This is a genomic window from Geomicrobium sediminis, from assembly GCF_016908595.1.
Taxonomy (GTDB): Bacteria; Bacillota; Bacilli; order Bacillales; family Marinococcaceae; genus Geomicrobium_A; species Geomicrobium_A sediminis.
Window position 1 is genome coordinate 480,898 of the sequence record NZ_JAFBEC010000002.1, and the last position, 22,613, is coordinate 503,510.

The following is a 22,613-nucleotide window of genomic DNA, read 5'->3' on the forward strand; positions in this document are numbered from 1 at the left end:
CTCGGTGCCTTTAAGCACCAAGGTCCTTAATTAAGATCCAAATATGTTTAAAGCTAAGATTATAATGATCATCGCTGGAGCGATAAAACGTAGTAGGATTAAATAAAGAGTTGCAATCATCGGATTTCTAAAATCTGCTTCATCCAAAGTGGCTCTCTTCGTCCAACCCCAACCAACAAGTAGGACGACGATTAATCCACCAATTGGTAAGAAATAACTATCAGTCAGGGTATCTACAAAGTCTAAGAATGGCAATCCGAAGATTAAAAACTCTGATAACGGACCACCTTGGCTTAACGCTGAAGGAACTCCTAGTACTGTAATGAGCGCACCCAGAATTAACGTAGCTTTTTGGCGGCTAATTTTGAAACGTTCAATGGCTGCTGAGATACTTACTTCAGCTAAAGAAATTGCTGATGTTAGTGCTGCAATAAAGACAAGGAAGAAAAACGCAATCGCAAAGATCGTTCCGGCACCAGCCATTTGGTTAAATACTTCTGGCAATACAACGAATATGAGCGCTGGTCCTTGTGAAGGCTCCATGCCGATCGCATACACTGCGCCAAAGATAGCAACCGCAACGACAATGGCAAACAATGTATCTAGAATAACGACATTACGAGCTGTTGCTGGTAAATTCGTACCCGTTTGCCTTGATAGGTAGCCACCATACGTAATCATAATCCCCATACCAAGAGATAACGTAAAGAACGATTGACCAATAGCAGCTAAATATAACGCAGGGTCAGCTAGAGCACTCCAATCTGGAATGAATAAAAAGCTCATTCCTTCTAATGCGCCGTCTAATGTTAAACTGTAACCAGCTAAAATAACTAATATAATTGCAAGTAACGGCATGAAGATCTTACTGCTAAGTTCTATACCCTTTTGAACTCCAAAGTATAAAATCCCAACAATAATCGCCATAACGACAACAAGCCAGAAGATCGGTGTCCAAGTCGCTCCTATTGTATCAAGGAAGTACCCTTCTACGCCTCCACTTTCCACTTGTTGTACAGACCCCATTAAATACCCGAACATGTAATGCAATACCCAGCCTGTAATAACTGCGTAAAACGATACAATTAAAAAAGAAGTCGTGACCGCTAGCCAACCACCAGCGACCCACACTTTAGATGGTGCTGTTTTACGATATGAACCTACTGCATCTAACTGTCCTCTTTTCCCGATTGAAAATTCAGCCAAAATTACTGGTAAACCTATAATAGCAACACACACGAGGTAAACGAGTAAAAATGCACCGCCCCCGTATTCTCCAGTAATATAAGGAAAACGCCAAATATTCCCTAGTCCAACTGCTGACCCCACTGCCGCCAACATAAAACCAACCTTCGTTCCCCATTGCTCACGAGCCATGTAATACCCCCCTTTTGTATTTGTATAGAAAATTATAAAATTAATGTTGAATTTTGTCAAAATAATCTAACAAAACTTATTATTGTTGATTTGTTTCCTCAGCCCCTTCCTCCGCATCTGGACTTTGCATCTCAACACTTTCTTCATTACCACTAGGCATAATTGCTGGGACAGGCATCCCTCCTCCTTGACCGTAGTAATCAGGCACATCTCCTGGTATAAACACCATTCCAACTGGAACGGAATAGGTGACACTCGTTTCATCAGTACCAAATGGAATCACCACGCGCACGTCCATATCAATGGCTACACTAATCCGAAGATACGTATTGTTAATCCCGACGTTTTCAATTCGTTCTTCCATATCGGCGTGAATCTCTCCAATTACGGAAAAACTTACCGGAACTCGAGGACCTAAATTGGCAAGTAATGCATTACCAGTCGCCATCCCGAGTGGGATTGTATAAATTGCACCGTCTTCAACGGTTCCAACCCCTCGGTCTTCATATTCTTCATCGACACTTCTCGGTGGATCTCCTTGTGTAATCCCCCGCTGAATTTCATGTAAATAATCTTGAACGACCATCGTAGAATCAGACAATACTCGATTGTACACTTGCGCATTAAATGCCAACGAAGAGATATCTCCATTGTCACTTCGCTCAATTAGAACAAGATCATTCATGTCTTCTTGATGAGTCATCTCTTGTGAAATCGCTTCAGTAACAGCGTGCTGTGCGATTCGTTTCGTTTCAACAACGGCAATGGACATCAGCGACGGTCGTATATGTTTATCTACGAAATAGAGACCTTGGATTGTCATGATAAGAAAGATTCCTATTGAGATTAAGAAAACGTACTTAAATGGCAGTGGACCACCTTTTTTTTGCTTAGGTTTCGCGATTTTTGATCGTTTTAACGCCATACAAAAATCCCCTCCTAGCATGATGTATATGCAGGAAGGGACGTGTTCAAACATGAGAATTCTATTATAATTTAGTTTACTCGTTCGTATTGCTTAAACGTATGTGGATACTTGTTCTTTTCATCGACGGTTCCTGATTTCTCCCACGTTAATTTCCACTCACCGTTTTTGTAATCAGGGAAGTAGCGATCTACGTCAAACGAAGCTTTGATTTCTGTAACGTAGATTTTCTTGACACGATCGATCGCTTGTTCATATACCGAACTGCCTCCAAAGATAAAAGCTTCCTCTTCATCCTTGCATCGTTCCACTGCTTCGTCTAGTGATTGGACCACTTCTGTTCCTTCAAATGACCAATCCGATTGACTCGTAATGACGATGTTGCGACGATTCGGTAACGGTTTGCCAATCGATTCGAACGTAGAGCGCCCCATAATGAGGGCGTGACCGGTCGTCACTTCTTTCAAGTATTTAAAGTCAGCTGGTAAGTGCCAAGGCATCTTATTGTCTTTTCCAATCCCACGATTGATATCATGTGCGACAATCATCGATAATAGCATATGTTCTTTGCCTCCTTAAACCGCAATCGGCGCTTTGATCGTAGGGTGTGGCTCATATCCTTTTAGTACAATATCGTCGATATCAAAATCAAAGATTGATCGCTCTAACGCTTGCTCTTGAATGACTAATTCAGGTAGAGCCTTCATCTCTCTTGATAATTGTTCGTTCACTTGATCGATGTGATTCGTATAAATGTGAGCATCACCAATGGTATGAACGAATTCACCAACATCTAGACCACACTCTTTAGCAATCAGATGTGTCAACAACGCGTAGCTTGCGATATTAAACGGAACACCTAAAAATAGGTCCGCTGAACGTTGATACAGCTGACATGACAGCTTGCCATCGGCTACGTAAAACTGGAACAACGTGTGGCAAGGTGGTAATGCCATCGTAGGGACGTCTTCTGGATTCCAAGCAGATACGATTAAACGCCTTGAATTCGGGTTGGTTTTGATCATGTCAATGACATCAGCGATTTGATCAATCGTCTCATCTGTTGTCGTCTTCCACGCTCGCCACTGTTTTCCGTAAATGTCCCCGAGTTCCCCGTACTTCGCTGCAAACGCATCATCAGTCAAAACTTGTTCTTTGAACGACGCCATTTCTCGTAAGTACACTTCTTTAAACTGCTCGTCTTGTTCAGCGCGAAGGGCGAAGTCTTTCATATCTGGTCCGGTGTAAGCGTCACTCGCCACATACCTCTCAAATGCCCATTCGTTCCAAATGTTGTTGTTATGCTTAAGCAAATATTGAATGTTCGTCATGCCTTTTAAAAACCAGAGCAATTCGCTTTTGATTAATTTGAATGGCACGCGTTTCGTCGTAAGCATTGGAAATCCTTCAGACAAATCAAAGCGCATTTGCTTACCAAAAGCTGAAATTGTTCCCGTGCCTGTCCGATCGGATTTTTTATCGCCATTGTTCAATACATCTTGGAGAAGATCTAAATATTGCTGTTCGCTCTTACTCATTATTTGTACCCCTTTATAGATGGCGCACCAATATGAATATTGGTGCGCAGATGCTATTATTTCATTTTCAATAAAGCTTCTCGGCCTGTCATCCCGACTGTAATGCCCAACTCTTCTGCAGCAATCGTCACCGATTCAAGTGGCGCATCAAGGAGTTGATCTATCGTTCTAACACCTACTGCACGACCAGCGACAATGCCACGGTCTTTTAGTTTATCATTTAATAATTGAACATCAAGTGCCCCGCACATAATGTACCCTACGCTGTTCGTCACTGCCATAAAGTTCGTTTTCGGTAACTTCATTGATACAGCACTAAACAGTTGCCCATCAATTTCGACCGGTTCCATTTCTAACATTCAACCTCCGCCTTTCACCAATATCAGTCATTCTTAGTAGTCTATGAAAAGCCTATTTTCTTCGTATAGGCAAGTAGTCATGATTCAGTGTTTTTCATTAGCGCCCACAACAAAACGTCACGAATAAGTTCTGGCATCATATATCGTTTTGATGTACTTTGCACAATCTCAGGATAAAGATTCCCAAACGTTAACATATCTGGCACAGCAATCGTATACCATTTGTCTTCTAGAAGAGGGCTTCCGTCTTTTAAAATAGAAAGAACCTCGTATTCACCTTCCGTTGTTTCAACGACTTCAACGTTTAACCCAGCAAACACCATTATCCCAAGCTTTACCCCTCTAAATCCATAGCCTTTTAATGGTAAATGCACCATTTTACTCGTAAACGACCGTTCAATCGCTGTTTTGATGTTGCTTCCTTTCACTTCAACGATACAAGGATTGATTGGATGGGGGCAAATCCGGTGCAAATCACCTTTCGTAACAGCCCCTTCACGTAGAGACGCTAAAATGATGCCGCTGTGCATCATGGAGATCTCCGTGTTGCACCACTGCCGTAAATATTCGACTAAAAATGACGCAAACGTTGAAGGTTCTGTCCAAGAAATGTCTAGCGGGCGATCCAACACGGCAACCCCTTCACGAAACGATGCATCTGCGGACTGTTGTAAACGCTCTAACACGGCTTCCGTTGCCAACGAGCTTTCAGCAACAGCGTCAATTGATTGAAGGGTACCTTCTTTCGCAGTCACTTGCCGTTGATCAATCTGCAACGTGATTTTTCCAAGGTCAGTTCCAAGCTTCCCCGTCTGAGCGATCAAAGTACCCTCAATTTCTATTGCGGGATTTAATCGATGATGCGTGTGCGCACCGAGGATTACATCAATATCATAGTCCGCTGCAATTCGTTCATCCATGAAATATCCGAGGTGTGAAAGCAAGACGACAACATCACATTGCTGTTTTAACACTGGCAATTCTCTCTCCAACGTTACGATTGGGTCTTCAATAACCCAGCCAAGCTCTGTATAAAATGGGTAAAAGGCTGCCGTTAAGCCGAGCATGCCAATTGTTGTGCCACTTTGAAGTGTATGGATGCGACTTGGTACACACCACGACGGTCGAACATGATTTTCATTGAACAAATTCGCAACGATCACGTCGAACTTCGCTTGATCATACAAATGATCTAAGCTGTCTTTCGAGAACGTGATACCTTCATTGTTGCCGATCGTCACATAATTAACGGGTGATGCATTGAGTAGTTCGATGTTGCCTTGTCCACTTGTCGCTTCTGTAATGGCATGAACACGATCCGCATGATCCCCTAAGTCAAAAAACAAAACGTCTTCATTTCGATCTTCATGAAGAACTTTTTTTGTCTCGAGGTAGTGGACAATCTTCGGCCATTGTGAAAGTTGGCTATGCAAGTCATTGGTATGGTAAAAAAATACGGTCTCTTTACTCAAACTCTCACCGCTCTTCTTCGCTGAAAAGGGACAATTGCTTCGGTGCTAACCCTTCATACGATAAATTCGCACGCTCCATATACGTTCGTGCATTACCAGAGGCATGTCCGCCGGAGTTGTTGTTAAAAATAACATAAATATCCTCTGATTGTGCGTGTAACTGCTCGGCGTATTCAATCCATTGATCGATTTCTTCTAGGTTGTAATCGTAAAGATAACGAACTTTTCTCCAATTCGCTCCTGCGGTCTCCTTGCGCCAACCTGCTCGGTTACGACCGTGAAGTCGAATGAGCGTCTTTTCCTTCGTTGTCGCGATCGGTACAATTGGAATTGAGCCAACACCCGCTTGTGGCTCATCGCACACAGAGTGAATAAACTGATGTTCTGATAGAAATTGAATCGTCTTCTGTCGATAGTGTTCCTCATACCAACTTTGATGACGAAATTCTACCGCAACAGGCAAGCCATCTAAGTACGCTCGCATCTGCCGAAGTGTTTGGACATTCTCTTTCGTACAATCAAACCAAGGCGGATATTGGCAAAGCACCATCGCTAACTTTCCAGACTCCATGACTGGATGTAACGACTCCTTAAATGCTTGAAACATCACTGCTTCCGATTCAAAAGGAGGCTTTTCTTGTAACTGCCCCGTCATTCCAGCGTATGCTTTGACGATGAACCTGAAGTTATCAGGCGTTTCATCCATCCACTTTTGCCACGTAGAATGTGGTTGAACTGCATAATACGTACTATCAACTTCAACCGTCGGAAAAAAACTCGCATACGTAGACAGTTTATCTGTTGCTCTCGTCTGATCTGTATACAATTGGTCGTGGTCTCCCCAACCCGTTAATCCTACATAAATCATCTCAATCACCGCTCGCTCTCTATTGTTCTAGTTTATCATGAGAGCGTTGTGCATTTCATTCAATTACGATGTAATTGTGCAATTCTTCTTCAGTGATCGCAAAGTACTCACATAAAAATTCCGCCACGTCCTCTGTAGAAATTTGCTTACCCATAAACTCGTTGCTGAATTCCGATAAAAATTGTTTGGGAGCATCCTGCACGTTCTCATCTTGCCAATTCTCTTCGATTAATTCCCAAAGGGCTGCTCTCGGTAGAACTTGAGTAAAGAGATGAAATTCATCGTTGTTATAATCTTCACGATGAAGATTTACGGGTAGGACGTACTCCACCTCTTCGTCCATTTGCGATTGAAGAGCTTCAGCATCGACACCGCCATTAAACGTTTCCAAAGTCATCATAACTAGTACATTCTTTATCCAAAAATCGGTTTGTAGTTCTTCTAAATGAATAGAATCATACCAAAGTTGAATAAGTTCATATATCAACCACCCGCTTTCACTGCCTCCTTGCATGGTTGTTCGATGAACAAAAGTTCCCGGTAATTGAAACATAGTCTGGTGCTCATCTTCGACAAAAATCAGTTGATCGCCTGGATAAGGACCGATGATGTCTTCTAACTGTTTTATTTTATCTAAAGCAATTTCAACGTCCGGTGGCTGAACGTTAACTGACAAAACATTCGTATCACCGACTGTTGTTTCGATTTCATTAATCTCTTCAGGCATTACTATGGTCGAAAAAACATCTGTATCTTCAATCTCAATCGTTGATTCGTCTACTTTTTCACCTGTAGATGTTATCACTTGTTTCCCTTGTAAATCATACGTCAGCATGTAATGATTCTTCGCTAACCGAGCCATACGATTATAGGTGTTGTTCGATTCAAACACTTGCCATTCCCCTTGAACATAATCTCCAAGCAAAGGATACCAAGGTCGGATCGCTTGAACGCTCCCCGCTTCCCCCGGATAAAATTGATACGATAACTCCACAACCGCTCGGTCATTCGGACGAATAAACTCATTTAAGTCAATTGCAAAGCGCGATTGGACTTGTCTCGTCTCTGCTTCATCCCCATTAACCGTTACTTCAATGTCAAAAGGCTGTAAAAAATGTTCAAAATAAAACAATAATTTGTTCCATGAATCATTCGAATGATTGCGAACATCTATTGAAACCGTTGCACGATAGTAATCGTCTTCTTGTTCTAACTTCATTTCATATGTACTGTTTACCCCTTGATTGCCTGTACTAGTACCACCACCAGGCAGAAAACTCATTTGGTCTTCACAAGAAGGAATGAGCATAAAACTCATTATCAACAAAAACCACCTTTTCATACGTTTCCCCCTACTACATACCGATGTGAAAAAAAGAGTTTACATAGGCACATGCCTACATAAACTCTCTCTTAATGTTTAACCTCTATGAAATCTAGAGAGAAATGAATTAACCAATCGAACCTTCCATTTCAAATCTGATTAGACGGTTCATTTCAACCGCATACTCCATTGGAAGTTCCTTCGTAAATGGCTCGATAAAGCCCATTACGATCATTTCTGTTGCTTCTTCTTCGTTCAGACCACGGCTCATCAAGTAGAAGAGTTGCTCCTCAGATACTTTTGATACCGTTGCTTCATGCTCAAGCATGATGTCATCGTTGAAGATCTCGTTGTATGGAATTGTGTCAGAAGTTGACTCGTTATCCATGATCAACGTATCACACTCAATCTTCGACTTCGATCCTTGAGACTTACGTCCGAAGTGAGAGATTCCGCGGTAAGATACTTTACCACCTTGCTTCGAAATTGATTTCGAAACAATCGTTGAAGAACAGTTTGGTGCTAAGTGGTATGCTTTTGCACCTGCGTCTTGGTGTTGGCCCTTTCCTGCAATTGCAATTGAAAGAACGTTACCACGAGCGCCTTCGCCTGTCATGATGATTGATGGGTATTTCATCGTAAGTTTTGAACCGATGTTTCCGTCAACCCATTCCATCGTAGCGCCAGCACCAGCTGTCGCACGCTTCGTTACGAGGTTGTAAATGTTTGGAGCCCAGTTTTGAATCGTCGTGTAACGGCAGTATGCGTCCTTTTTAACGATGATCTCAACAACTGCACTGTGAAGTGAGTTTGTTGAATAAACTGGTGCTGTACACCCTTCAACGTAGTGTACGGAGCTTCCTTCGTCCGCAATGATGAGTGTACGCTCAAATTGTCCCATGTTCTCAGAGTTAATTCTGAAATACGCTTGAAGTGGAGAATCAGCTTTCACGCCTTTAGGCATGTAGATGAATGAACCACCTGACCATACTGCAGAGTTCAATGCTGAGAACTTGTTGTCACTTGGAGGAATAACCGTCGCAAAGTGCTCACGGAAAATGTCTTCATTTTCTTTAAGGGCAGTATCAGTATCCTTAAAGATAATGCCTTGTTCTTCCAAGTCTTCTTGCATGTTGTGATAAACAACTTCTGATTCGTATTGTGCAGAAACACCTGCAAGGTATTTTTGCTCAGCTTCAGGAATTCCAAGCTTATCAAACGTATTCTTAATCTCTTCAGGAACTTCATCCCAAGATTTCTCAGAACGCTCTGAAGGCTTTACGTAATACGTGATATCATCAAAATCAAGCTCTGTTAAGTCGCCGCCCCATTGTGGCATTGGCATTTTGTAAAACTGCTCCAATGATTTCAGACGGAACTCAAGCATCCACTCAGGCTCTTCTTTAATCTTGGAAATTTCTCTAACGACGTTTTCTGTTAGTCCACGTTCTGAACGATAAATGGAAACGTCTTTATCATGAAACCCATATTGGTATTCGCCAATCTCAGGCATTTTCTTAGCCATGTGAAAGACCTCCTTCAAATATCACCACCGCTTGGTGATGGTCTTACTACTCATCCAAACCCTTTTCCATTGCTTTCCAAGCAAGAGTCGCACATTTAATGCGGGCAGGAAACTTTGTTACTCCTTGAAGGGCTTCGATATCTCCAAGGTCATATTTTTCATCGTCGTACTCTTTACCTTGAACCATTTCGGAAAAGATCCCAGAAATTTCAAGCGCTTCTTCGATCGATTTGCCTTTAACTGTATCTGTCATCATTGACGCTGAAGATAAGCTAATTGAACAACCTTCACCCGTGAACTTTGCATCAACAACTTGATCATTTTCAACTTGTAAATGAAGCTGAATTCGATCGCCACATGAAGGGTTATTCATGTTAATCGTCAAGGCATCATTCTCGTCAAGCTCTCCACGATTTCTCGGGTTTTTGTAATGATCCATGATGACTTGTCGATAAAGAGTGTCTAGATTACTCTGCATAGACATCTCCGAAATACTCCTTTGCCGTCACAAGTGCATCAACAAATGCGTCGACGTCGCTTTTTGTATTGTATAAATAAAAGCTCGCTCTTGCTGTTGCTGTACACCCTAACCAATTCATGAGAGGGCGAGCACAATGGTGACCCGCACGAACCGCTACACCTTGAGAATCAAGGACAGTCGCTACATCATGAGGATGAACACCTTTAATGTTGAAGGTTAAGATTCCTGCACGTTGGTCAGCAGGAGGACCATACACTTCTACATCTTCATGTTCAGTAAGTCGCTCCATTGCGTATTGAACGAGCATTTTCTCGTGTGCTTCGATGTTTTCTAAACCAATCTCTTCGAGGTAATCAATCGCTTTAGCAAAGCCGATCGCTCCTCCAATAATCGGTGTACCCCCTTCGAATTTGTATGGGAGCTCTTTCCAAGTTGACTCGTAAAGACCAACTTCGTCAATCATCTCTCCTCCAAATTCAAAAGGCTCCATGTCGTCAAGAAGTTCTTTCTTACCGTATAGAGCACCAATTCCTGTCGGTCCGCACATTTTGTGTGCAGAGAACGCGAAGAAATCGCAATTTAGATCTTGAACGTCAACTTTTTTGTGTGGTGAACTTTGTGCACCGTCAACGATCATTATTGCTCCGTGGTTGTGAGCAATTTCTCCAACTTCTTTAACTGGGTTCATCGTTCCGAGAACGTTTGACACGTGAACCATTGTGACGATTTTCGTCTTATCGGTTACCGTTTCTTCAACATCCTCAAGAGAGATCGTACCGTCTGGTTGAAGTGGAATATATTTGAGTACAGCACCTGTTGCTTTTGCCACTTGTTGCCAAGGAATGATATTGCTATGATGTTCCATCGGAGTTAAGACAATTTCATCGCCTTCGTTAAGCTTTGCTTTTGCGTAGCTTGAAGCAACAATGTTCAGTGCTGTTGTCGTTCCGCGCGTGAAAATAATTTCTTCACGGTTCTTTGCATTAATGAATGACTGTACCCGGTCTCTTGCGCCTTCGTAACCATCCGTCGCTTTCGAACCTAGCGTATGAACCCCGCGATGCACGTTGGAGTTGTACGAGTTATAGTACTCCTCCAACGCTTCAATCACCTGAATTGGCTTCTGTGAAGTTGCCGAGTTGTCGAGATAAACGAGCGGATGGCCGTTTACTTCTTGGTGAAGAATCGGGAATTGTTCACGCACTTTCTGAACGTCAAACATTAGTAGACTTTCCTTTCGATCACTTCCGTAAGACGCTCTTTAACCGCTTCAACTGGAAGTTCTCCTACAACAGGCTCAAGGAAGCCATGAATGATTAAACGTTCTGCTTCAAGCGTAGAAAGACCACGGCTTTGCATGTAGAACATTTGCATCGGATCAATCTTTCCAACTGATGCTGCGTGTCCTGCAGTTACGTCATCTTCATCAATAAGAAGAATCGGGTTTGCGTCTCCACGAGCTTTTGAAGAAAGCATGAGTACACGTCCAGTTTGCTCACTGTGTGCTTTCGTACCGCCTTTTTCAATCTTATTAATTCCGTTAAAGATTGCAGACGATGCGTCTTTCATTACACCATGAGTCAAGATGTAACCTTCAGAGTGCTTACCATGACCGACCATGTTGCTCGTAAAGTTCTGAATCTGCTCTCCACGACCTACAGCAACTGTCTTCGTATCTCCGTAAGAACCATCACCGAGAAGATGCGTTGTGTTCTCAGAAATTGTACTACCTTCGTTCATTTGTCCAAGCGCCCACTCGATACGGCCGTCTTTTTGAACGTGTGCACGACGAACAATGTAGCTCGTTACGCCACTTTCAAGGTTATCAACAGCACCGTACTTCACTTCAGCGCCTTGACCGACATATACTTCTGTAACGATGTTTGCAGCAGCTTTTTCTTTCTCGAAAGAAACGTAGTTTTCAACATACGTTACACGGCTGTGGTCTTCTGCCACGATAATAACGTGGTTAAACAATCCGACCTTCACATCGTCTTGCCAGAAAATTGCTTGTAATGGAACTTCCACTTCAACGTTTTTCGGAACGTAAAGGAAAATACCACCGTTAACAAGCGCTGTGTGAAGAGCTGTAAGTTGGTTTTCATCTGAACGAACAGCTTCCCCCATGAAATACTTCTCAAGTAAGTCACTGTGCTCATTCACTGCTGTTTCAAAATCAGTGAAGATCACGCCTTTTTCTTTAAGCTCATCTGCAACTTTGTTGTGCGCAACTTTACCGTCACGTTGAATAATTGCACTGTTCACTTTGCTTTCATCACCAGCAAGACGAGCAACATCTCCTGGCAAATCACTGTAACTCTCAATTGCACGTTGATCACTATCAATGTTCTCAAACGTTGAGAAGTTCCATCTTGTTAATTTCGTTTTATCAGGGTTAGGCATCGGTAAAGAAGCAGCATTTGTAAGAGCTTCTAAACGCTTTTCTTGAAGCCACGTAGGCTCATTGCGCTTTTCCGACCAAGATTTAACCGTTTCACGATCAAATGCCCATTTCGTTTCAACAGCCATATTCTGCACCTCCGTCTCTTATGCTTCTTGTCCTACACGCTCATCTTCGATTCCGAGCTCTTCTTTAATCCAGTCATAACCTTCTGCTTCAAGACGTTGAGCAAGGCTAGCGTCGCCAGACTTCACAATACGTCCTTGCATCATCACGTGAACGTGATCTGGTGTGATGTAGTTGAGTAGACGTTGGTAGTGAGTGATGATGAGGCAACCAAAGCTTTCTCCGCGCATGTTGTTAATTCCGTTTGATACGACTTTAAGTGCGTCAATATCAAGACCAGAGTCAATCTCATCTAGGATCGCAATTTTTGGTTCAAGCATAAGAAGTTGAAGAATTTCGTTACGCTTCTTCTCTCCACCAGAGAAACCTTCGTTCAAATAACGAGTTGAGAACTGTTCGTTCATATCAAGTGTTTCCATGTTTTTGTCCATCTTCTTGATGAACTTCATTAATGGAATCTCGTCGCCTTCTTCGCGGTGTGCGTTAATAGCAGTACGAAGGAAGTCAGAAGTTGTAACGCCTGTTACTTCACTTGGATATTGCATAGCAAGAAACATTCCTGCACGTGCGCGCTCGTCAACTTCCATTTCAAGAACGTCTTCACCATCAAGGCTTACACTGCCTTTTGTGATTTCGTAACTTGGGTGTCCCATAATTGCAGAAGCAAGTGTTGATTTACCTGTTCCGTTTGGTCCCATAATGGCATGGATTTCGCCGCCAGAAATTTCTAAGTTAAAGCCCTTTACGATCTCTTTACCTTCGATCTCGACGTGTAAGTCTTTGATCGTCAATGTTGATGCAGTCATAATCTACCTCCATTTATTTAAGCTACAACGAATAGGTAGCATATTCTCAATCTATTCTCATTCTTATTTTATAACAAATTCAATCTCCCATCAAGAGCATGGGCGTATTCGTAAAAAAGAGAACCGCTCTGGATTCTCTTTTCCCATTATGCAGGTTTATTCTAAAGGTTTCAATGGATTAAACCTGTTAAGACAAATGCTTAATTATCACTACTTGAGGAATCTTGCTCTTTCTCGAATGCTTCGATTGCATCTCGAATTAATGTTGCGGCTTGACTGAGCGAAGGACCTGCCCGAAAAGCTGCTGCTACACCTACTGCTTCGAGGATCTCAGCTTCTGTCGCCCCTTCATCTACACACATCTTCGTATGATAGACCATGCAATAATCATCATTCATCACCACACTAATCGCCAGTGCCATCAGCTGTTTATCTTTCGTTTGCAATTTTCCTTTTGCAAAACAAACTTCTGTAAACGCATGGTACTTCCGAGTTAACCGAGGCAATTGTTCTGAAACATAATCCATGCCTTCTTTATAATCTAGCAATACTTCTTCAATGAAATTCTGATCTTTTGGCATAACAATCCCCCTCATCCTTAGTATGGAAAAGGGGGATTCAATTCATGCATATTTTTCCATTATTTATTTTGCTCGCGCCAAAGTTCTTTCGCAATCTTTGGTGCGTGCCAGATTGACGGTGTGATTAAAAGCGCAACCGGCACTGCTGTTACGACGATAAACGATTGCAATGCATCGATACTACCTTCACCAATAAAGATTAGAATCGCCGCTACAACCGCCATAATGCTCGCCCAGAAGACACGCATAAATTTCGGAGGATTTCCTTCCCCTGTCATACTCATTGAAATCGAATACGTCATGCTATCTGCTGTTGTAATTACAAAGAGGATCGCAAGAATTAAGAAGAGAAATGGCATAATGACCGAAAATGGCATTTGCTCTGCAATTGCTATAATTGCTGCTGGCAATCCGCCTTCATCAAGGGGACCAGAGACGCTTCCCGGATTCTCCATCTCATAAAAGATCCCTGATCCACCAACAACACTAAACCAGAAGTTCGTAATTAGTGGCGAAATCACAGCAACAGCCATAATAATCTCTCTAATTGTACGTCCTCTTGAGATTCTCGCAATGAGCATCGTCATCATCGGTGCAAATCCAATGAACCATGCAAAGAAGAACAACATCCAAAAACCTAACCAGTCATTGTCACCCCGGTACGTGTGAAGCGTTACAAAATTATTGATGTAAAACCCAAATGAAGAGATGAACGTATCAATGATAAATGCTCCAGCACCGAATAACATAATAATAGTCGCTAAGATGAACACAATAATAATATTGATTTTACTTAACCATTGAATTCCTTTGTGAATTCCTGTAACCGCTGAAATTGTAACAATAGAAAGTAGAAAGGCAATAACAGATATTTGCACTAAAAAGTTATCAGGAATCGCAAATAATGAATCCATTCCATAGCTCACTTGTAGAGCTAAAATACCAATTGGACCGATTGTACCCGCTGCAACTGCAATAACACAAAATGCATCAATAACCGCCCCAAGCTTATGGTTCGCAATTCGCTTACCAAAAAACGGATACAACAGGGAACGTGGTTTCATTGGCATCCCTTTATGATAGACCGCATACATGAGTACAATTGCACCGGTCGTACCGAGTACAGCCCATGCCCCCATTCCCCAACTAACAAATGCTTGTGCCATTGCAGGAGCAATTGCCGCCTGTGTTGCAGCTTCAATGTCGTTGTGTACCGGTGGGACGTCCATAAAATAATACATCGGCTCAGATGCTGCCCAGAAGACCCCACCTGCACCTAGCAGAGAAATTGTAATCACCGAAATCCATCGAAACGTGCTCATTTCAACTTGATCTCTATTTCCAATCCGTACTTTGCCGTACTTTGAAAATGCAATAATTAGTGCTGCACCTAACATGACGAGAAGGAGCAACTGCCAAAAGCCACCAAAGTAGTATACAGATGCTTCGAAAGTTACATTCACAAATTGACTAACTGCTTGTACGTCGATGATTGACGCAATAACGAACAATAAGAGAATCCCTCCACTTATTGCAAAGACAGGCCAGTCAACCTTTTTAAAATTCATTATCCCGAAAAAACCCTTCCTTAAAACAAAAAAAACATCCCCGACGTCTTCTTTTAGAACACATCGAAAATGTTTGTTCGTTTTTTTTATTGGTGTCACAAGTTACAAAGTATAGCATAAAATCTTTTCGATGCACATGTAATATTTACCCTAGATTTAGGTAGCATTTTATTATGCCACTTTCTTCATATTTAAAGTGCATTTTTTATTTGGATATATGATGCTTGATCTCGACAAATAAAAAGAGCAGGCCGTTTTCAGAAACGGACTGCTCTTTTTATTTATTCTGCTGGAAGTACTGCACCTTCGTATTGTTCTTCAATAAACGATACGACTTCATCGGAATGAAGGACATCTAGTAATGTCTGGATGCGTGGGTCGTCCTCATCACCTGAATTTACTGCAATCACGTTAACGTATGGGTTATCATCGCCACTTTCAACAGCGATCGAATCATCAACCGGGCTTAAATCGTTGTCAATTGCATAGTTCGAGTTAATGAAGACAACATCTCCTTCACCAGTATCAAACGCTTGTGGTAAAATCGCTGCTTCATAGGATGGGTCAAAGTTGAAATCGTTCGGGTTATCTTCGATGTCATCAATCGTTGCATAAATTGGATCAACGCCATCAGCAACTGTAATTAAACCTTCTTCTTCAAATAAGCTAATCACACGACCATGGTCAGCGACAGAATCACTCATAATAACGTGTGCGCCTTCAGGAAGTTCTGATAAAGAACTATACTCTTGACTGTAACCACCCATCGGCTCAATGTGTACGCCGCCTGCGTTAGCAAAATCATAACCATGCTCTTCGATTTGGCTTTCAAGGTAAGGGATGTGCTGGAAATAGTTCGCATCTAAATCACCGAAATCAAGTGCTTGGTTCGGGATAATGTAATCATTGAACGTTTCAATTTGCAGATCAACACCTTCTTCTTCAAGAAGATCTTGTGCAAATTCAAGAATCTCAGCATGTGGAATGTTAGAAGCACCTACGACGAGTGGTTCATTCTCACCATCGTTTGTCGCTTCTTCATCCGTATCTTCATCTGGTGTCTCAACGTCAGAATCCGCGTCTCCTTCAGCGCCTGAACCATTTTCCTCATCAGACGTTCCACAAGCGCTTAATGCGAGTACAAGTGAACCTGCTGCAATTGCCGTATAAAACTTTTTCATTCTACTTCTCTTCCCTTCTTATCGTTTATCTAATTTTCTCGTCAACACGTCGCCAATTCCTTGGAAAATAAACACGATGACGAGCGTAATTACGGTAGCTACGAGCGTTACTTCTGCATTATTACGTTGGAAGCCATCACGGTAGGCTAGATCTCCTAGTCCTCCTGCACCAATAACCCCTGCCATTGCTGTGTAGCCAACAAGTGCGATTGATGTAACAGTAATTCCAGAAATTAACGCAGGCATTGATTCAGGTAATAACACTTTAAAGATAATCTGAAATTGATTGCTTCCCATAGACCGAGCTGCTTCAATGACACCCTTGTCAACTTCACGAAGCCCAATTTCGACGAGTCTCGCATAGAAAGGTGCTGCACCAATAATCAATGCGGGAAGAGCTGCTTGTGGTCCAAGCATCGTATTTAAGATTGCGACTGTAAATGGAATCAATAATATGATTAAGATGATAAATGGGATCGAGCGAAAGATATTCACAAAAGCTGCGGTAAACCAGTTAATCACCGGATTAGACCAGAGCTGATTTCTAGACGTTAAAAACAATAATAACCCTAATGCTATTCCTAATATAAACGTGAAAACAATTGCGATTGAACTCATGTACACTGTTTCCCACGTCGCTTCAAGCATATTGTCCCAATTCACATTACTAAGGAAGCCTTCATCCATGAGTAATCACCTCCGCCTGTACTTCATGATTCTCTAAGAAGGCGAGAGCTGCCTTAACTTTATCTTCGCTTCCTTCTAATGAAATAAATAACGTTCCATAACTGCCATCTTTCGTACGTGCAATGTTACCTTGTAGAATATTGACGTCAATATCGACATTACGAATGAGCTCAGAGACGAACGGTTTTTCTGTTCGCTCACCGACAAACGTCAGTTTCACCACTGTCCCGTTTGCATCATCCAACTGATCTTCGATGACTTCAAGTGACTCATCGTTCTCTGTAATTTGTTTCACAAATGCTCTCGTGATTTCCTCTGATGGGTTTCTAAATACGTCGAGTACAGCACCTTGTTCTACGACTTTGCCATCTTCCATCACCGCCACTCGACCACAAATTTTGTGAATGACGTGCATTTCATGAGTGATAAGAACAATTGTAAGTCCTAGCTTTTGATTAATATCATAAAGGAGATCTAGAATTTGACTCGTTGTTTTTGGATCAAGTGCAGACGTTGCTTCGTCACAAAGCAACACCTTCGGATTATTCGCAAGAGCTCGTGCAATCCCGACTCGTTGCTTTTGACCACCACTTAATTGCGACGGATACGCATCACCGCGACCTTCTAAACCGACAAGCTTAATGAGCTCATCAACACGCTCTTTGCGTTTTGCACTTGAAACTCCTGCAATCTCTAGAGGGTAAGCAATGTTTTGTCGTACAGTTCGTGACCAAAGCAAGTTGAAATGTTGAAAGATCATGCTGATTTCTTGCCTTGCTTTCCTTAACTCTTTGCCTCTAAGCGTCATCATGTCGTAATCGGCAATTTTTATAAAACCACTACTTGGCACTTCAAGTAAATTCAACAGACGGATGAGTGTACTTTTCCCAGCACCACTGTACCCGATAATGCCAAAGATCTCTCCTTGCTCAATGTTAAGTTCTACGTTTTGAACGGCGTTAATTGATGCAGCCTTCGTCTTAAAAACTTTAGAAACATCATTAATTCGAATCACGGGCTGCACCTCCTTTTCTAAACTTTTTTCCTACTATACATATCTATTCAGTAAACTTTGAACGAAATAAAAAAATAACCCATCAACTCAATATGATGAGCAGAAAGGTTGTATTCTAACTATTCCCGTCTCATCTCCCAAGATTACGACGTAATCTTGCAGGAATTGGCACCATTGCAATAAAAATTGCCGGTTGCCGGGCTTCATAGGGCCAGTCCCTCCACCTCTCCAGATAAGGATATTCAGTTTGTGATTGTATCTTAGCACCCAGCTTTCTACCTGTCAACAAATCTTTCATGATTTATCACCTATGTTCTAAATCATCGTTCTTTTACAATTGACGAGACGATATGTCTAGAACTCCATTGACCTTCGGAGACGGTTTCGATTGGGTAGGTTTTCGGATAAAGTGACCGATCAATGTCATCAATAGAATATCCTTGTTCAGTTAACTCATGTACTTGAGCAATGAGCGCTTCTAAATGTTCAATCTTCTTATTAACCATTTCTTTCCCGTTTATATGATACCCGGAGTGACAACAGAATATCGATGAAAATTCGTAGTTCAACAACTTCTTTAGAGAGCGTAACGTTTCCGGGATTGATTCAGCTTCCATAATGACTTTCGGTTTCGGTGTCACAAATAAATCCCCTGTAAACAGACGCCCCGTTCGCTCATCGAGTAAGCTAATATGGTCTTTTGCATGACCAGGTGTAAAAATCACTTCCCATGTTGAGTGCGATGTAGTAAGTTGATCGGGCATTTTCGTTGGTTGGAAGGGCTTACGCTCTCCCCAGGCAAGCTGGCGATAATACGGATACGGTGTTTCTAGAAAGCATTCTTCCAACCCGAGTTCATGTACATAAACAGGCAACTCACGTTGATTAGCCAATACGGCTACATTTCCACTATGATCTTCGTGATTATGGGTTAATGCAATAAAATCATACGATTGCGAATCAAAAAAAGAACGTAACGTTTCATACATATTCGATGGACCTGTATCTACGAGCATATTGTCGACAGAAAATAAATAAACCGGAGTCATTTTCCTACCTTTATTTTCTGGAACAACGTTAGCAATCGTAACACCTTCAATCATTTGAACGTTCATACGCTTCAACTCCCAACTTGAAACTGAAATTTCAGATAGTACACTAGCTACCCGTTAACCTCCGTAGCACGACTACTCGTTAACGAGAAGGGGCATAATCATCTTTTTTACAATTTGCTCGATAAATGGCTCATCAATCGGCTTCTTCGTAACAACTGCTCGGTAATAAACCATTGAAGGCCCAATATCAGCAATTAGATCGAGCGTTTCCAAACCGACTGTGCGTTCAGGATAAACATAAGGATCTAAAATCGCAAAGAACACGAGTCTGTATTTGCGGTAATAGTCTTGTTGTAGGCGATATTCTAATTCTTTATGATTCGCCAAGACAGCCCCGATCGCCGCCATTGCTCTTTGATGAATGGGATCTTCAGACCAAAAGCTAGATAATAATAACTGCTTTATCTGTTCTTCAAGTCCATTTGTCTCATCTACTTCTTCTAAAATGCCTTCAAACGATTTTATGGAAGAGATCGCTTCAACGACCAACTCTTGCTTCGATTTCCATCGCCGGTAAATCGTTGCCTTTCCAACACCTGCAGCTTTTGCAATATGATCCATCGTTACTGCTTCATATCCGTGTTCCGCAATAAGTTCTAGCGTGGAGTCTAAGATCACTTGATTTCGACTCTCGTCTAGTGGGCGACCTTTTTTCACAACTTGTTCGTCCATGCTCACGAACCTAACCTCCTACTGTTTCTCTTTTTACTGTAGCACCTTCGAATTGGTTAAGGCAATCTTTACAGAGAATTAATTACGAAACTGTTGCGTTCCGTAATTACTCGTGGTAAGATTTCTCTTGCTGTTTAAAAGAAGGAGGGTACGGCTATGGCTCACACAGCTACAGAAGCTGACTTAAAATCTGATATTCCTGATATACGACCTATACCAATTTTGGCCGTGCTTCTTTCAGGTGCATTTGTTGCAATCCTAAATGAAACAATTCTTAACGTTGCTTTGCAAGCCATCATGGGAGATCTTGGTGTTACATCAAGTACGGCACAATGGCTCGTAACGAGTTACATGCTCGTCATCGGTACACTTATTCCGATTTCTGCCTATTTCATAAAACGTTTTACGACTCGTCAGTTGTTTATCACCGCAATGTCACTATTTACATTAGGGACGGTTATTGCAGGTGTTAGCCCGACATTTGCAGTTCTATTAATAGGAAGAATCACTCAAGCTGTCGGTACAGCAATTATGATTCCGCTGCTTATGAACGTGATTTTAGCCGTAATCCCAGTCGAGCGCCGAGGTGCAGCGATGGGTATGATGGGTCTTGTCATTATGTTTGCTCCTGCAATTGGTCCAACCGTTTCGGGACTTATTATTGAAAGCTTAACGTGGCGTTGGCTCTTTTACCTTGTCATACCGATTGCACTATTCTCACTCGTCTTCGGTTATTTCGTCTTGAAAAATGTAACTGAGACATCGAAACCAAAACTTGATGTGTTTTCATTTATCTTATCGACCATCGGTTTCGGTGGAATTGTGTTCGGATTTAGCACAGCCGGTAAAGGCGACAGTTCACTAGCTGATCCACTTGTGATTGCATCACTCGTTATCGGGCTCTTAGCGCTCGTGACGTTTGCGATTCGTCAATTGAAAATGGAAGAACCGTTACTCGACATTAGAGTATTCCGTTTTCCGATGTTTGCACTTGGACTCGTGCTCGTTATGCTCGTGATGATGACGATGTTCGCACTTATGCTCGTACTGCCGATGTATATGCAGTCAGCTTTACTTTTCACAGCTGTAGCGACTGGTCTAATCATGCTTCCTGGAGGGATTATTAACGGTGCCATGTCCCCAATTATGGGTCGCCTATTTGATAAAGTTGGACCACGCCCAATTCTAATCCCAGGTGCAATTATGCTCGTGATCACTGTGTTTACGTACCGCTTCTCAACGCCGGGTGTTGACGAATGGGTGCTAGCGTTACAACATGTGTTCGTCATGGTATCTGTCGCAATGATTATGATGCCCGCTCAAACAAACGGATTGAATCAGCTTCCTAAAGAACTTTATCCTCACGGGACCGCAATCTTTAACACACTCATGCAAGTCTCTGGGGCAATTGGGGCTGCGATCTTCATCTCTATTATGGAAACTGGACGCACCAATGCACTATCTGGAATTCAAAACCCTAGTGCAGAACAACAAATAGAAGCTGCAACGATTGGCGCTCAACAAAGCTTTTCGTTTGGATTGATCTTTGCAGTCATCGCACTTCTTATTGCACTTTTTATTCGAAGTAAAAACACCAAAAATCCAGCGTAATAACCAAGCCCTGAATTGTTAATGCAATTCAGGGCTTTTTCTATAAACACGTTCATCACTCCGTACATATACTGTTATGACTTTTAGCTCATACACAGCAATCAATTGATGTGCATGAAATTCAACGATTAGACGGAGGTATTAGATTGAATCCACCAGATCACTTATGGAACGCCAATCGACAAAATCGAAATGGGGTTTCCATTAACAACAATCTCATAAATGGTCCCGGTATTGTTGGTGGTACCGGCTCATTTCCAACGGGAATCCCTACTTCCCCAACTACTCCCACTTCCCCAACTCAACCGACAAGCCCACCAACAGGCATTACCATTGATTTACCAGGTCCTACTGGACCAACGGGTCCTACAGGGCCAACCGGACCATCAGATGGTGCAACTGGCGTAACCGGTCCAACTGGACCGACCGGCGCAACTGGAATCGGGCTCGATGGTGCCGTTCCTTTTGATCCACTCGCTGCACCAGGCTACCCTGTTGGACAGATCGTTACGTTTGAAGGTAGCACCTATTTTGTGAACACCGCTCCTCCTACGGGTATTCCTGGTACTTCACCAGATTACACGTTGATTGCAGGCGCTGGTGCTACTGGCGCTACCGGTGCTACTGGCGCTACTGGCATTGGACTTGATGGCGCTATTCCTTTTGATCCTGTCGCTGCACCAGGCTATCCTGTTGGACAGATCGTTACGTTTGAAGGTAGCACCTATTTTGTGAACACTGCGCCTCCTACGGGCACTCCTGGCACTTCACCGGATTATACCTTGATTGCAAGCGCTGGAGCTACGGGCGCTACGGGTGTCACCGGGGCTACGGGCATTGCAGGAGACACCGGGCCTACAGGGGCAACCGGACCGACGGGCGCTATGGGCATCGGACTCGATGGTGTTGTTCCTTTTGACCCTGTTGCCGCACCGGGCTATCCTGTTGGGCAAATCGTTACGTTTGACGGTAGCACCTATT

General features: G+C 42.5%; 21 protein-coding genes, 1 pseudogene and 1 riboswitch. Of the genes and pseudogenes, 2 read left to right on the forward strand and 20 right to left on the reverse strand.

The features are described 5' to 3' along the window. Positions 1 to 30 precede the first annotated feature (30 nt). The 20 genes from JOD17_RS05365 to JOD17_RS05460 form a co-directional block, all read right to left on the reverse strand. Entirely contained in the window at positions 31 to 1,377 is a 1,347-nt protein-coding gene (locus JOD17_RS05365) for a sodium-dependent transporter (RefSeq protein ID WP_204696010.1), read from the reverse strand. 79 nt (positions 1,378 to 1,456) lie between these two features. Beyond that, positions 1,457 to 2,302, reverse strand: coding sequence for a sporulation protein YunB (gene yunB, locus JOD17_RS05370; protein ID WP_204696011.1), 846 nt, complete (start codon positions 2,300 to 2,302; stop codon positions 1,457 to 1,459). Positions 2,303 to 2,373: 71 nt separating this feature from the next. Then, positions 2,374 to 2,862, reverse strand: a complete 489-nt coding sequence (locus JOD17_RS05375) for a dihydrofolate reductase (protein ID WP_204696013.1) — start codon at positions 2,860 to 2,862, stop codon at positions 2,374 to 2,376. Between the two features lie 15 nt (positions 2,863 to 2,877). Beyond that, on the reverse strand, positions 2,878 to 3,840 hold the full coding sequence (locus tag JOD17_RS05380) for a thymidylate synthase (protein WP_204696015.1): 963 nt from the start codon (positions 3,838 to 3,840) through the stop codon (positions 2,878 to 2,880). Between the two features lie 56 nt (positions 3,841 to 3,896). Then, positions 3,897 to 4,199 carry a YunC family protein gene (locus JOD17_RS05385; protein ID WP_042360295.1) on the reverse strand — a complete coding sequence of 101 codons (303 nt, stop codon included), beginning with the start codon at positions 4,197 to 4,199 and terminating at the stop codon, positions 3,897 to 3,899. Between the two features lie 77 nt (positions 4,200 to 4,276). After that, on the reverse strand, positions 4,277 to 5,671 hold the full coding sequence (locus tag JOD17_RS05390; RefSeq protein ID WP_204696017.1) for a bifunctional metallophosphatase/5'-nucleotidase: 1,395 nt from the start codon (positions 5,669 to 5,671) through the stop codon (positions 4,277 to 4,279). A 4-nt stretch (positions 5,672 to 5,675) separates the two neighbouring features. Further along, the gene (locus JOD17_RS05395; protein ID WP_204696101.1) at positions 5,676 to 6,539 is read right to left on the reverse strand and encodes a DUF72 domain-containing protein; all 864 of its coding nucleotides are present in this window, start codon (positions 6,537 to 6,539) and stop codon (positions 5,676 to 5,678) included. A 55-nt stretch (positions 6,540 to 6,594) separates the two neighbouring features. After that, entirely contained in the window at positions 6,595 to 7,881 is a 1,287-nt protein-coding gene (locus JOD17_RS05400) for a M1 aminopeptidase family protein (protein WP_204696019.1), read from the reverse strand. Positions 7,882 to 7,990: 109 nt separating this feature from the next. Next, the gene (gene sufB / locus JOD17_RS05405) at positions 7,991 to 9,388 is read right to left on the reverse strand and encodes a Fe-S cluster assembly protein SufB (RefSeq protein WP_204696021.1); all 1,398 of its coding nucleotides are present in this window, start codon (positions 9,386 to 9,388) and stop codon (positions 7,991 to 7,993) included. 46 nt (positions 9,389 to 9,434) lie between these two features. Beyond that, positions 9,435 to 9,872, reverse strand: a complete 438-nt coding sequence (gene sufU / locus JOD17_RS05410) for a Fe-S cluster assembly sulfur transfer protein SufU (protein ID WP_042417685.1) — start codon at positions 9,870 to 9,872, stop codon at positions 9,435 to 9,437. Then, positions 9,856 to 11,091, reverse strand: a complete 1,236-nt coding sequence (locus tag JOD17_RS05415; protein WP_204696023.1) for a cysteine desulfurase — start codon at positions 11,089 to 11,091, stop codon at positions 9,856 to 9,858. The genes sufU and JOD17_RS05415 overlap by 17 nt, the downstream gene beginning before the upstream one ends. After that, entirely contained in the window at positions 11,091 to 12,398 is a 1,308-nt protein-coding gene (gene sufD, locus JOD17_RS05420) for a Fe-S cluster assembly protein SufD (RefSeq protein WP_204696025.1), read from the reverse strand. Before sufD ends, JOD17_RS05415 begins: the two co-directional genes overlap by 1 nt. A gap of 18 nt (positions 12,399 to 12,416) precedes the next feature. Next, positions 12,417 to 13,202, reverse strand: a complete 786-nt coding sequence (sufC, locus tag JOD17_RS05425) for a Fe-S cluster assembly ATPase SufC (protein ID WP_042360291.1) — start codon at positions 13,200 to 13,202, stop codon at positions 12,417 to 12,419. Between the two features lie 200 nt (positions 13,203 to 13,402). Next, entirely contained in the window at positions 13,403 to 13,783 is a 381-nt protein-coding gene (locus JOD17_RS05430) for a carboxymuconolactone decarboxylase family protein (RefSeq protein ID WP_239575229.1), read from the reverse strand. A gap of 59 nt (positions 13,784 to 13,842) precedes the next feature. Continuing rightward, positions 13,843 to 15,351 (reverse strand): BCCT family transporter, encoded by a 1,509-nt coding sequence (locus JOD17_RS05435; protein ID WP_204696028.1) that lies wholly within the window; start codon positions 15,349 to 15,351, stop codon positions 13,843 to 13,845. A gap of 281 nt (positions 15,352 to 15,632) precedes the next feature. Continuing rightward, positions 15,633 to 16,532, reverse strand: coding sequence for a MetQ/NlpA family ABC transporter substrate-binding protein (locus JOD17_RS05440; protein ID WP_042360289.1), 900 nt, complete (start codon positions 16,530 to 16,532; stop codon positions 15,633 to 15,635). Between the two features lie 18 nt (positions 16,533 to 16,550). Continuing rightward, entirely contained in the window at positions 16,551 to 17,219 is a 669-nt protein-coding gene (locus JOD17_RS05445) for a methionine ABC transporter permease (RefSeq protein ID WP_042417671.1), read from the reverse strand. Beyond that, positions 17,212 to 18,234 carry an ATP-binding cassette domain-containing protein gene (locus JOD17_RS05450; RefSeq protein ID WP_204696029.1) on the reverse strand — a complete coding sequence of 341 codons (1,023 nt, stop codon included), beginning with the start codon at positions 18,232 to 18,234 and terminating at the stop codon, positions 17,212 to 17,214. Before JOD17_RS05450 ends, JOD17_RS05445 begins: the two co-directional genes overlap by 8 nt. Before the next feature lie 127 nt (positions 18,235 to 18,361). After that, positions 18,362 to 18,473: riboswitch (SAM riboswitch) on the reverse strand. A gap of 81 nt (positions 18,474 to 18,554) precedes the next feature. Continuing rightward, positions 18,555 to 19,349 (reverse strand): MBL fold metallo-hydrolase, encoded by a 795-nt coding sequence (locus JOD17_RS05455; RefSeq protein ID WP_239575230.1) that lies wholly within the window; start codon positions 19,347 to 19,349, stop codon positions 18,555 to 18,557. 72 nt (positions 19,350 to 19,421) lie between these two features. Beyond that, a complete protein-coding gene (locus JOD17_RS05460; protein WP_239575274.1) occupies positions 19,422 to 20,021 on the reverse strand; it encodes a TetR/AcrR family transcriptional regulator in 600 nt (199 codons plus the stop codon). 156 nt (positions 20,022 to 20,177) lie between these two features. Between JOD17_RS05460 and JOD17_RS05465 the strand changes: the two genes are divergently transcribed. Together JOD17_RS05465 and JOD17_RS05470 are read left to right on the forward strand one after the other, a co-directional pair. After that, positions 20,178 to 21,632, forward strand: a complete 1,455-nt coding sequence (locus JOD17_RS05465) for an MDR family MFS transporter (protein WP_204696031.1) — start codon at positions 20,178 to 20,180, stop codon at positions 21,630 to 21,632. Between the two features lie 146 nt (positions 21,633 to 21,778). Then, positions 21,779 to 22,613, forward strand: a pseudogene (locus tag JOD17_RS05470) (hypothetical protein); the annotation flags it as partial.